8 protein-coding genes are annotated in these 12,727 nt (G+C 41.9%); 7 read left to right on the forward strand and 1 reads right to left on the reverse strand.

The features are described from left to right. Positions 1-95: 95 nt before the first annotated feature. Positions 96-2,159, reverse strand: coding sequence for an EAL domain-containing protein (locus tag HUU81_RS04255; protein ID WP_199611026.1), 2,064 nt, complete (start codon positions 2,157-2,159; stop codon positions 96-98). Between the two features lie 729 nt (positions 2,160-2,888). Here HUU81_RS04255 and HUU81_RS04260 point away from each other — a divergent pair. From HUU81_RS04260 to HUU81_RS04290, 7 genes are all read left to right on the forward strand, one after another. Beyond that, positions 2,889-4,436, forward strand: coding sequence for an energy transducer TonB (locus HUU81_RS04260; protein WP_199611027.1), 1,548 nt, complete (start codon positions 2,889-2,891; stop codon positions 4,434-4,436). Between the two features lie 59 nt (positions 4,437-4,495). Continuing rightward, a complete protein-coding gene (locus tag HUU81_RS04265) occupies positions 4,496-5,803 on the forward strand; it encodes a hypothetical protein (RefSeq protein WP_199611028.1) in 1,308 nt (435 codons plus the stop codon). Beyond that, positions 5,800-7,041, forward strand: coding sequence for a hypothetical protein (locus tag HUU81_RS04270; RefSeq protein ID WP_199611029.1), 1,242 nt, complete (start codon positions 5,800-5,802; stop codon positions 7,039-7,041). The genes HUU81_RS04265 and HUU81_RS04270 overlap by 4 nt, the downstream gene beginning before the upstream one ends. Before the next feature lie 67 nt (positions 7,042-7,108). Then, positions 7,109-8,686 carry a tetratricopeptide repeat protein gene (locus tag HUU81_RS04275; RefSeq protein WP_199611030.1) on the forward strand — a complete coding sequence of 526 codons (1,578 nt, stop codon included), beginning with the start codon at positions 7,109-7,111 and terminating at the stop codon, positions 8,684-8,686. 125 nt (positions 8,687-8,811) lie between these two features. Further along, positions 8,812-11,109: a PEGA domain-containing protein gene (locus tag HUU81_RS04280; RefSeq protein ID WP_199611031.1), complete on the forward strand. Its 2,298-nt coding sequence runs from the start codon at positions 8,812-8,814 to the stop codon at positions 11,107-11,109. 290 nt (positions 11,110-11,399) lie between these two features. Then, positions 11,400-11,897: a hypothetical protein gene (locus HUU81_RS04285; protein WP_199611032.1), complete on the forward strand. Its 498-nt coding sequence runs from the start codon at positions 11,400-11,402 to the stop codon at positions 11,895-11,897. Positions 11,898-11,909: 12 nt separating this feature from the next. After that, a complete protein-coding gene (locus HUU81_RS04290) occupies positions 11,910-12,713 on the forward strand; it encodes a MotA/TolQ/ExbB proton channel family protein (protein ID WP_199611033.1) in 804 nt (267 codons plus the stop codon). Positions 12,714-12,727: the final 14 nt, after the last annotated feature.

Raw genomic sequence — 12,727 nt, forward strand, 5'->3', positions numbered from 1 at the left:
ATTTTCTCATAAACAATTAACAAAATAACCAATTATAGGAAGTAATGAAAGTGTAGCAAAGCCCGGTCAAATTGCAGGAAAATCAAACGTTTTTATTATGATTTTCTTTGTGTAAGATCAGATAGAGGGACTGGTTTGGCAAACAAGTAACCTTGAAGCTGGTGGCAGCCATAACCCACCAATGCATCAAACTGCTCACGTGTTTCTACACCTTCTGCACAAATATCTAGTTTTAGGCTATGTGCCATGTTGATGATAGTTTGAATAACGAGTGTATCGCGCTCGGATAATCCAAGGTTATCAACAAACTGCTTGTCTATCTTTAACGTATTAATTGGTAACTGAGTTAAATAACCTAATGACGAGTAACCTGTGCCAAAATCATCCAGTGCCAATGAGCTACCAAGTTCTTTTATTTGTTCGAAGAAGGCGTTTGCTTTCTCAAAATTTTCTAAATAGGCTGATTCAGTAATTTCAAATTCAATTAGCTTAGGGTCAATTCGATACTCATCAAATAAGTCTTTAATGTAATTAATTAAATTTGAATCTTTTAAATCATACACAGACAAGTTAACGGCCACACTAACTGGCGGGTCGTTTACTTCTAAAAGTGTGGGCATTTCAATACACATACGTTTTAATACCCATTGAGTAACCGCTGACATTTTACCAGTTTGTTCTGCAATAGGAATAAATTCGGCAGGTGATATAAAGCCGTGCTCTTTGCTAATCCAACGCAATAAAATTTCGTAGCCAACGATCTCTTCATCAGCGTTAACTTTGGCATGGTAGTACAAAGTAAATTCATCATTCTGTAGTGCAGGGGCTAAGCTGTTAGCGATGATTAGTCGTCTTTTTGCGTCTTCCATCATGTGCGATGCAAACATGGTGTAAGTGCCTTTACCGCTTGCTTTAGAGTGATACATGGCAATGTCGGCATTACTAATAAAGTTCGATAAATTAAAGTTAGAGTCGCTGGCGTGTGCAATGCCAATACTGACCCCAATTTGCACTTCCCAAGACTTAACCATAATGGGGCGCTTAAACTGTTCTATCACGCGTTCAGCAATGGTGATCAGTTGTAAGTCGTCTGGCTCATCGTTCACTAAAATTAAAAATTCATCGCCGCCTAATCGCGCAATAATATCTTCATCTCGAAAACAGTGCTTTAAGCGCTCACTCACTTCAATGAGTAAGAAATCGCCAACTTCATGTCCGTACGCATCATTAACTTCTTTGAAGCCATCTAAATCAAAAAACATTAACGCAATATTGGAGGAATAACGCTTGCTTCGTGCTAATGCAATACGCACATTTTCCATAAAAAATTGACGATTAGGTAGACCAGTTAAGCTATCAAAGTTAGCTAATCGTTCCATGGTTTTTTGTTGTTCAATAAGCTGTTGCGTATAACGTGTGTTCTTATTCACTTCGGCATGAATGGTTTTCATCATCTTATTAATATTGCTACGCAGTTCAGCAACCTCATATACACCCACAGCGGGTACTTTGGTTGAGTAATCTTTGGTTTTTTGAACACGTTTAGCAAAGGATGATAAATGCGACAGCGGCGTTAAAAAGCGATGGTGCGCCCATAGTAACCCCAAAAAGGTAACTAACATGACTAACGAAAAATAGGGGAGTAGCCCTAATAGCAGCGATTGCCTACTTTGAATAATAGGTTTTTGGTATTCAGTAACAATAATAAGATAACCCAGCGTAAGCTTTGCTTCACCTACGGGGCGCTTGGCAATTAGTTTTCCTTTGTAAATGTGAATACCCACATCCAAATACTTCAAGGTATTGGTGTCAAATGCATCCTCTAATGAATTGTTTTTCATAAACTTAGGCGAATAATAAGGGGTGATTTCTTCCCAGTTTTTTGCGAACACCTTGGCGTATTCAACATTGTGATATTTTTCTAAACGTAGCAATAAGGTAGTGAGTTCGATTGGATCGATATCTTGAGGATCAATGGCAAGATGCCTCACTAAGTCTGATGCCATATTTTCAGATAAGGCGGCGAGGTTTTGCTGTACAGAGTCTCTGTATAAGGTTTCATGCTTTTCAAGTGTAACGTACAAAATACTTGCACCAAAACACAGAATGGCAACGGTTGAAATTAAGATAAGGTTTGTACGTATACTATTGATAAACATTTAAAAAAGTGATGCCTATATGAAGCTATTACCCGCAGAGTAGGGCTGTAAGTATCGTCAAAGTTTAGCATGATTTAGCGCATCTAGCTGACTTTGCTAAAAAAATTAGAGTGATTCTCAAAATTAATCGGATTTAGCGTAAAAATAGTTGAATTTATTTGGAACCATTTAAGTTTTTGAATATCTGAATTTTAAAGTTGTTCATTTTTTGTTCATGTTCGAATGGGGTTTAAGTCATTTGAACACATGTATTAGGTAAACAAATAACGTTTTTAAGAAATAAAAAATTGCTCATTTTTTTAATTGAATGAGGTCAAATAAAAAATGTTATCTATACTTTTATGAACAACAAAGAATTATTGAATGATATCGGTATGTAGCCGTTATTTATTTAAATATGATGCGTAACTTGCTGTTTTAAATGTTTTTATATGCATGTTTCTCTATTTTATTTAGGCGAAGTTAGCCCACCAGCAAAGTGATACGTTATTGATTGCGCCGTTTACTTGGATAGTAAAGCGGTACGCGTTGAAAGTTAAGGTTTATAGGTGTTCAATATTGACATGATATTGAGTAGTCCCCCTTCAACCCTAGCCAAGCAAGGCGTTTTCCAGTAGGACGGAGTGAATAGTTAGGTAAATAAAGCTGCTTAATGTAGTTGTTGTAATCAATAGCATTTGGGTCACGTGAATATACTTAGCAAACAAGCGGGTTATTGGTGGGGGAATTATGAATCATTTTTTAAGATCATTACTCTTTTGGGTTCCTACTCTGAAGCAAGTCACGCGGTTGGTTAATTTTCGACAACGCGTCTATCAGCATCTTCATGCCGCCAATGTCGCTCGCTATCAAGTCCGGCTTAACGCGTTAGCAACGGCATTAATATTACTTATTTTTACGACTATTAATTCGAGCAATCTTCACGCGAAAGCGCTGGATGATGAACAGCCAAGTAAGGCACCAAATAATACCGGATTAAAATTGGCAAATTACACGCCTGTTACGCCACTTCCGCCAGTTACCATCAAAATACCCAATAAACCAAATAGCGTTATTTCAGCTGACAGTATTTTTTCTCGTGATGGCCAACTAAAAGCCAAGCATAAAATGTTTGACGGTCAATCGATCGAATCGATTAACAAGCGAATTATAGAGTATGAAAATGCGATAGAAGCACTAGAGGATCAGGTTGGATATTATGGTGATGGTATTGCACAGCAGCTGGTTAGTTTAGGGCTAGCCTATCAGCATAAAAATCGCCATGCACAAGCGAATAAAATATTTGGCCGTGCCATGCACCTTACTCGCATTCATGAAGGGCTATACAACATCACGCAACTGCAAATCATTGATCACATGATATATAGCTTGGCGGCACAGAAAAAGTGGGAAGAAGTAAACAATAAATATCAATATTACCTTTGGCTCACCTTTAGGCATTATGGTGAAAATAATATTGAAACTTTGCCAGCAATCGAAAAACTGTCGCAGTGGCACCTTAAAGCATACACGTTGAAAATAGGTGACAGCTACGAAGCCCATTTGATCACTGCTAACTCTCTATTCATACATGGTGCTAATTTAATTGAGCAGCATTACTCACCTACTGATATTCGTTTATTAAGACCGTTAAAAGGCATTATTTTAACTAATTACTATTTTGCGACTTATAAAGGCGAACGATCTTCACGTGTACAAACTATGTCGGCTGAAAACTCCCATAGTATGGGAGCAAAAAAAGTTGATGATATGTACCGCCTTATTCAGTTGAGTTATCGCCGTGGCCGAGAAGCACATCAAAAAATTATTGATGTGATAAAAGTGAACGAACCTGATCACCCCTATGTAATTGCGCGTGCTCAAGTAATGTTGGCTGATTGGTTTTTACTGTTCAATAAGCGTTCTACCGCGTTTCAAAATTACCAAGAAGCATACGAATTACTCAGCTTACATCAGGCAGACGAAATGCAATTTAAAGATCTGTTCGATTCGCCAGAACTATTGCCCCAAATTGAATATGCAAAACGCGGACTGAGACCCGAGAAAAATATTGAAAATATCGATAAAGAAGAAAAATACATGCTGGTCTCGTTTGATGTGAGCCGTTTTGGCAAAGTGAGAAATATAGAAGTTATTGAGTCTAATTTAGATGACGGTGAACAAGTTCACCCGAAAGTGATCCGTAGTTTAAGGGCTGCAAAATTGCGTCCAAAAATCGTTAATGGCGAGCCCGAAGTGGCACTGAATACCAAGCTAGGCTTTGTTATGTATCAATAAATAAAACAGACTGGATTGACATTAATACTTGAACAGCAAGTGAGAAGAGTAAAGACATCATGACTAAACACAATATCGCAACCAGCATCATTAAGTCGTATGCTTCTACTACCAGCAAGAGTCATTATCGTCGCTGCTTAATAACATTCAGTGCTGCATGTTTGGTGATGTTGGCCGGATGTGAGTCTACTCAAACCTCGCAGCAACAACCACCAAGCACGCCTAGTGCGCCATCAGCGAGTCCGCCAAGTTCGCCAAGTACATCAAGCAGTTCGTCGTCTCAGTCTCAATCACGCCAGCAGTCACCTTCCAGTGCGTCATCCAGTTCATCGCAGTCCAGTTCAAGTTCGTCATCGCAAACCTCGTCGTCATCTAGTCGCCAGTCATCTTCCAAGTCTAGTGCGCCAAGTGGAAGTCAATCTAGCTCACAAACCGCTTCATCATCTTCTGCCGAGCAACAACAAGGCACGCAATCAGAGTCGGATATTTATATGGAGCCACAATTGCCTACCGAGCAATCTTCTGCCAGTAGTCAGTCAGATGCACAGGCGCAACAAACAGCGGAAAATGCGGGGGCAAATAACAGTGAAAGCGCTAATAACGACCCCATGACAGGACAGCAGTCTCAATCGCAAAGTGATGATGTGGACTTTTCAGAAGAAGAACAAACAGCGGCCAGCGCATCGAATTCGAGTAGCCAGTCGGCTTCGTCATCAGCATCACAAAGTGCTTCCTCCAGTTCATCTTCAAATAGCTCAGCATCAGCAAGCGTCTCGGGAGGTCAAGGCGGTATGCAAGGTAGCCCAGCCTCCGCTCAGCAATCAAGCCAAGGAAGTGCTGGTAGTCAACAGGTACTTACGGTGTCAGAGCAAGTTGCCAAAATGGAAGGGCAACTAGATGAGTCAATGGGCGATTACGATGGCATGATTTTGCGTGAACGCGAATATATTCAAAACAGAGCGGATGAACAGGGCAGTGAAGATTTATTAGAACAAGCGTCAACAGGACCATTATATGACGAAGCAGGATTAGATGAAGCTGACGGTCAGGGTGGCAATAATCCTTATGGCACCACCACAGTGCAGTCTGGCAATGCAGGTGAAGGAGCCAGCGCTGGCGGAATTGATAATGGTGCATCAGGTGGTGGTTCTCGTCCTAATTTACCAGCAACCGCCCGACAAGGCGATTATCAGCACACGGCACCTGCAGCGCCCGCGCCAGTCGATATTCCCGATGGTAGCGATGACGATGTGGTAGCAAGGCAAATTCGTGAAGCTGCGCTAAAAGAGCAAGATCCAGAGCTACGAGAAAAACTATGGCAGGAATATCGTAAATATAAAAACCAAGTAAGAGGGGAAGACGAATGAGCAATACTCAAAATTATACTTCTCTGGGACAGTTAGTGGGGCAACGAATATTGATGCTTTTGTTGTTATCAACAGCCGTAATGCTACAAGGGTGTATGTCGACTACTGAAGTAAAAAGCACCTCGGTGACGCCTGTGATTCAAGAACGTGAAGAACTGCCAGAAACAATGTTGCTAGATGTAGGGATTAAATTATTCGATCCTGGATTAGCACGCGAAGAAGACGAGAGTGATGAAGATGAGATCGTATTTGCGGAAATTCGTCATGCTGAATCGCGCTATTTCTCTTACCTGTTGATGGAAACCATTCAACAGAGTGCGGCGTGGGGCGCGGTAAGGGTAGTGCCTAGCAGCGAAGCGGTAGTGGATGTGTTAGTAGATGGCACAATTTTACAATCTGACGGTGAAATATTAAGCCTTGAAATATCGGTGCAGGACGCGACTGGAAAACACTGGTTTACACGCCAATATGAAGATAAATCAAGCCGTTATGCTTATGATAGACGCAATAAAGTGGATATTGATCCGTTTCAGGATGTGTACAACCGAATCGCCAACGATATTCTAAATTACCGCAGAAGCTTAGCAATGAATGAGCTAGCCACTATTCATACCGTTGCTGAACTTAAATTTGCTGCAATGTTCTCACCGCAAGCATTTGAACCGTATTTACGAAAAGATGAAGACGGGTTACTTGTTGTTGTGCGACTACCGTCTGAACAAGATCCTATGTTTAATCGTATTAGACAAATTAGAGAACGCGACTATTTATATATAGACACGCTACAAGAATACTATGGCGGTTTTGCCCGCACCATGAAACTGCCTTATCAGCAATGGCGCAAAGAAAGTTACTCGGAAGTAATGGCCATGCGAGCATTACAGCGCAGTGCAGATCGTAGCAAGATTACGGGTATTGCAGCAGTACTGACGGGGGTGCTTGCAATGGGTAAGTCGAATAGCCAGTTAGGTCGAGCAGCGGGAAGTGTGGCAGCCGCAGCGGGATCATATATAACTAAAAGCGGTTTTGACAAAGAAGCCGAAGCGCAAATTCATGTTGAAGCACTGCAAGAGCTCGGTGATTCGCTAGAAGCGAGCATCGAACCACAAGTGATCGAGTTAGAAGACCGTACGGTAACACTAACTGGTACAGTAGAGAATCAATACAAGCAATGGCGAGAAATACTGCACGACATTTATAAATTAGACTCGACTGCTGAACAAAGGGTCATTCATTGAGTTAACACAACAAGTGAAAGTTAGCGCAAGTCAGTAGGCTCAATAATTAAGGTGGTAGTGTTTTAATATGGAAGAAAATAAATCACATACAAAGCAGACAGATGAAAGTCTTGATGTAGTAAAGCGTTCCAGCCAAGCAGGCACAGATGCTATGGCAGATGCAGATGACTTTTATGTGCCTTGGTGGAAGCAGGCAAAATGGCAGACGCTTGCGTTTATTTTGTTTAGTGCGCTGACCGCGATCGTGGTGTTTTGGTTACCCGGCAAGGTGCAGGTCGCACTAACTGATCCAAATAGTTCGCTTTCCACACAGTCTCAACAAAGCATTCAAAACGGTGCGGAAACAAACCAAGCTGGAATAACTGCCATTAAAGAGTCGCCTTGGCAGGATGCGCAACTGGCGAAACAAAGACGTGAAGCGCAGGATATTTTATCGCGTATTGTTACTTTACAAAGCCGATTAGAAAAACAGCAAGTAACACAATGGGGGCTTGCTGATTATCAATTAGCGATGGCAACAGCAGAGCAAGCTGACCTTGAATATCGCCAGCGTCAGTTTGAACAAGCTAAACAAGGCTACGCAAAAACGTTAGCGATTTTTGAAGAGCTTGAAGCGCGTACTGACCGCGTATTTAATCAGCAGGTTAAAAGCGGATTGGCTGCAATTGAACAAGGTAAAGCAAACAAAGCGCAGCAGCACTTTGAATTGGCACTAGCTATTGATCAGGATGATCAGAAGGCGCAGCAAGGGCTAAGTAGCGCAACGGTATTAAAGCAAATTATTGATATTGAAAAACAAGTCAATCTAGCGTTAAAAGCACCGAAAACTCAAGACTCATTAGCGCAGGCGCTGACTATGGCGAAACAAGCGGTTGAGTTAGATAGACATTCGCAGCGTGCAACAAAGTTGGTCGAGAAGGTTTCCAGCACAATTAAAGATCACAACTATCAGCATAAAATGTCGGTTGGATACGCCGCGTTAAGTGCAAATCAATTTCATGCCGCTAAACAAGCATTTGAACAGGCACTTGCTATCAAGCCAAATGCCAAGCAAGCAAAGCAAGGGGTTACATTAAGCGGTAACAAACAGCGTCAACAACAAGTTAGTAAACTCTTTAAGCAGGCGCAAACTGCGGAAAAGAAAGAGGCGTGGCAACAAGCAAAAAACACCTATCAAGCAATATTGGATGTAGATAAAAGTTTAGTAAAAGCAAAAGTCGGACTAATAAAAACGAACACCCGATTGCAACTCGATAAAAAAATATCACACGCCATTGATAAACCATTAAGGCTTGCTGATGCGCGTGTGTATCAAGCTGCGCAGCGTACCTTGGCCGATGCAAAAGGGATTAAATCAGCTGGCCCAATATTGCAAAAACAGATTAATGAGCTAAACCAATTACTTGCAGCTATAAAAAAACCAGTATTAGTTAACCTGCAATCTGATAATCAAACATTAGTAAAATTACATCGATTAGGTACGTTGGGTGCGTTTTCTGACAAACAAGTAAAGTTAACGCCGGGCAAATACACGGCCATTGGTACGCGCCAAGGTTATCGCGACGTAAGACAGGAATTTACACTTGAACCCTATGCAACACCGTTAACAGTAGTGGTGCGATGTGAAGAAAAAATAGTTAATTGAAGTTGTTTCGCGCCGATATAAATATATGGCGGCGTTATATCTAATGTACACCTAATGCCATTGAAGATACGTCTTCAAAATAGTGGTAAAAGCGGCATCACTCGTATTCGTAAGAAGGAAGTAGTATGTCTTTAAAGCACAACGTCAATGATACGGTAATAAAACCCACCAGTTTTACACCGACTCAAGTAAAGCGCTCAGGATTAAGCATTGTTATTAAGCCTGCGCTTGTAGTTCTTGGTATATTGCTTTTGGCGGGAGCCGTAGTGATATGGTTTTTATTTACCGCTAAGGCGGTACGCTTTTCCACTGAATCTAATTTAGGTGAGCCAGTCACTGCGCAAATTAACGTTGAAGGCGGCGTACTATTTGAATTAGCTGATCACTACTTAATGCTACCCGGTGATTATCAGGTAACTGCCCACGCAGAAGGGTTTCAGCCATTAAAACAAACTATTTCAGTGGGTAAAGCACAAAATCAACTATTGCCACTTACGCTGCAAATACTGCCCGGTCACATTACAGTAGAAGTATTAGCCACGCCAACCCCCCAAGAAAATGTGCTAGCGCAGGCCACGGTTTCGTTAAACGATGAAGTAGTTGGTAACCTATTAGAGCGAATTGAACATGTTGAAGCAGGCCAGTATTTACTCTCGATTAAATCTAAATGGTATCAGCCTTATCAGCAAGAAATAACGGTGAACGGCGCTGACTCTCATCAAGTGATATCGGTTACTTTAGCGCCTAATTGGGCTGATGTGAACATCGCTTCAACCCCGTTAGATGCAAAGGTGAAATTAACTCAGAAAAACCTTTCAAAGCAAGTCGGTTCAGGTTTATGGATGCTGGGTGAAACACCCATTGTTACGCCAGTTATAGCTGGGGATTACTTGGTTACCATTGAAAAGCCAGGGTTTAAATCATGGCGTAAAGACATTAGCCTCACTCCCGGGCAAGCATTTTCCCTTAACGATGTGCTGCTTACGCGTTTAGATGGCGAGTTAGTGGTTGGCTCTAAGCCCTCCAATGCGTCAGTTACGTTAACTCGGCCTAACCAAGCCCCCGTTTTTTTAGGAAATACTCCGCTTAGTGTGGCGCTATTACCTGATGAAAAGCATCAACTTACGTTGTTCAAAGATGGCTACCAAGCCGCCACTAAAACAGTGCAATTAGCGTCAGGCGAAACCGACAAGCTCACCATTAATCTACAGCCCGATTTAGGTGAGATAAAATTACAAGCTAATCCTAGTGACGCGTTACTTTATATTGATGGCATTTTAATGGGCAGGGCATCGCAAACCGTTCGTTTATCTGCAAAAGCGCATGAAGTGGTAGTGAAAAAAGACGGCTTTGTAGACTATTCAACCACAGTTACGCCATTACCCAGCCAGCAACAAGTATTAAATATTCAATTAAAAACTACAGAGCAGCATAAATGGGAAACCATTGCCCGCCAAATTACGCTTGATGCAGGACCAGAACTAAAGCTATTTAAGCCTAACGTCACTTTTATGATGGGTTCTTCTCGGCGTGAGCAAGGGCGTCGTGCTAACGAGGCTCGGCATACTGTTAAGTTAACTCGCCCGTTTTATATTTCTAAGTATGAAATAACCAATAAGCAATTTCGCCGTTTTGAACGGATGCACTCTTCTGGCAATGTACAGGGAAATAGCTTAAACAATGAAAACTTTCCAGTTGTAAAAGTAACTTGGAATCAAGCTGCACTTTATTGTAATTGGCTTTCAGAACAGGAAAACCTACCTGCATTTTATAAAGTTGAAGAGGGTGTGGTGGTAGGAATGAATGAATCATCAAATGGATATCGCATGCCTACCGAAGCTGAGTTTACGTGGCTAGCGCGTTATAAAGGAAAAATGGCTGACACCTCTACCATGACGGCTAGCACCAAATTATCCTCGGCATTTGCCGCTCCGTTGACCACCACTAAATATAGCTGGGGGCAACAACTACCTCCTAGTGTGCAGTCAGGCAATTTTGCAGACCGCACTGCTGCAAGTATTTTGGGGAATATCGTACCTAATTACGATGACGGATTTATTGTGGCTGCTCCGGTGAATACCTTTCAAGGCGATTTAATTGAAGAGATCGCGGATCTCGCGGGAAATGTAGCAGAGTGGACGAATGATTATTACCAAATTAAAACAGGATTATCATTAAAGGCGGAAGTTGATCCTGTTGGTAAAACGAAAAGTGACTTTCATGTGATCCGAGGTTCAAGTTGGCGCCATGGCACCATGACCACATTGCGGCTTGCTTATCGCGACTATGGCTTTGAAGGCCGCACTGATGTTGGGTTTAGAATTGCCCGCTATGTAGATGAAAAGTCACAAGACGAAACAGAAACACCACCAGAAGAGAAAGGTGGTTTGCAGTCGGCCAGTCAATTAGCACAAGCTAATTAAGGTCATCATAAACAAGATAGAATTTATCTATACAAAAGTTAACTATACAAAATTTAACAATACAAAATAATACAGGGTTAAACATTTATGCGGTACTGACAAGCTAGGGTGAATGAACAAGCATTCACAAAAACTTGCCAGAAATAGTAAGGCCCACACCCGCTTTACTTAACGAGACCTCGTGCATTGGCACGCTTTCCTATACACCTAGGTGTTTAGGTTAGGAAAGTTACACGTTATTAATGGGGATCAAATAAGTAAAAGCGGTGAAGTTATTTAATGGGGGAGCTATGCGTAATAGTAAGGTTTATTCAAGTTCAGTCATGATGCCACAGAAATCTGCGCCTTCTTTAGGTTCAGAAACGGGCATAAGTTCCAGCTTATCGAGTCTACTTTCGGGGACCATCAAGCTTGCGCCATTAATGCTATTAGGCGCGGGTGTAGGCATTCATTCTTATCAGTCTTCATACATTAAAGATATTGAGCAAGGCAATAATAACAGCTCAACCGTGGTGGAATTAAGTCAGGCGCAAGCGCAGCCAAATTACACATTAACGGATTTGTACAGAGCCTCTTTGGCGAATGCGCGTTCAACAACAGCGGCCACACCACCGCCTGAAACAGTTACACCTGAAGAGCAGCAAGCGGCCGACTCTAAGGTGAACAGTAAACCAGAAAGCTCGCAGCAACAAGGCGACACAGCACAGCAGGCTTCCAATAAAGAGCGATTTATTCCTACAGAAGAAATCTCAGAAGATTTAGCCGTGTCTTTCCCGATTGATATATAGCGAGTACGAATAATGAGAAAAGAATCAGGTTCAGAATTTTTGTATCAACTGTTTGCATTAATGTTCTCGTTTATCGTTATTCATTCAATATACGTGATGTTAATCAGACCAAATGCCGACGCCATTGTGCAGCATCAAATGGCACAACAAGCGGCGGGTGAAGTTTATGTAGAGCAGCGCTCGGTATATGTGGTGCTTAAAGATTATGAACAAGAAACCTGCTTAGTGCTGATGTTGTGGGCGTTGCTCATTATGGGACATAAAGCCTATTTGCTAAAAAAAGAACGTGCGGCATTGCACCGTGATTTATTAACACTGAATGAAGGCACCAGTATTCTGCCGGATGATACGCGCAATTATGCCCGTGTTATTCAGCAATTACCTGCGTCTGAACAACGGCGTTTAGCGCCACGAGTATTGTTACTTGGTTTGCAACGGTTTGGCTCAACGGAAGATGTTGCAGCTGCTGCAACAGCGGTAAAAGATGCCTGTGATGCAGAGGCAGATAGGTTAGACAGTGAATTATCGATGATCCGCTACATTGGTTGGGCAATTCCGTCGATTGGGTTTATTGGTACCGTGCGCGGTATAGGAGCGGCATTGGGGCAAGCGCATCGCGCAGTAGAAGGCGATATTGCAGGCGTAACACTCAATTTAGGCGTGGCATTTAACTCGACTTTTATTGCTTTGGTGATCAGTATTTTTATCATGTTTTTTTCCCATCAACTGCAATTACAACAAGAGCGCTTAGTCCAACGAACCTTAGATTATTGCGACGATAAGTTATTGTCACACTTAAAAACAGGCCAGCTGTAAGATGAGAAAAGTGA

The organism is Flocculibacter collagenilyticus, from assembly GCF_016469335.1.
Classification (GTDB): domain Bacteria; phylum Pseudomonadota; class Gammaproteobacteria; order Enterobacterales; family Alteromonadaceae; genus Flocculibacter; species Flocculibacter collagenilyticus.

Bases quoted from the DNA above. Each gene is read 5' to 3' on its own strand.
- HUU81_RS04255 (WP_199611026.1), bottom strand. From the start codon at position 2,159: ATGTTTATCAATAGTATACGTACAAACCTTATCTTAATTTCAACCGTT.
- HUU81_RS04260 (WP_199611027.1), top strand. From the start codon at position 2,889: ATGAATCATTTTTTAAGATCATTACTCTTTTGGGTTCCTACTCTGAAG.
- HUU81_RS04265 (WP_199611028.1), top strand. From the start codon at position 4,496: ATGACTAAACACAATATCGCAACCAGCATCATTAAGTCGTATGCTTCT.
- HUU81_RS04270 (WP_199611029.1), top strand. From the start codon at position 5,800: ATGAGCAATACTCAAAATTATACTTCTCTGGGACAGTTAGTGGGGCAA.
- HUU81_RS04275 (WP_199611030.1), top strand. From the start codon at position 7,109: ATGGAAGAAAATAAATCACATACAAAGCAGACAGATGAAAGTCTTGAT.
- HUU81_RS04280 (WP_199611031.1), top strand. From the start codon at position 8,812: ATGTCTTTAAAGCACAACGTCAATGATACGGTAATAAAACCCACCAGT.
- HUU81_RS04285 (WP_199611032.1), top strand. From the start codon at position 11,400: ATGCGTAATAGTAAGGTTTATTCAAGTTCAGTCATGATGCCACAGAAA.
- HUU81_RS04290 (WP_199611033.1), top strand. From the start codon at position 11,910: ATGAGAAAAGAATCAGGTTCAGAATTTTTGTATCAACTGTTTGCATTA.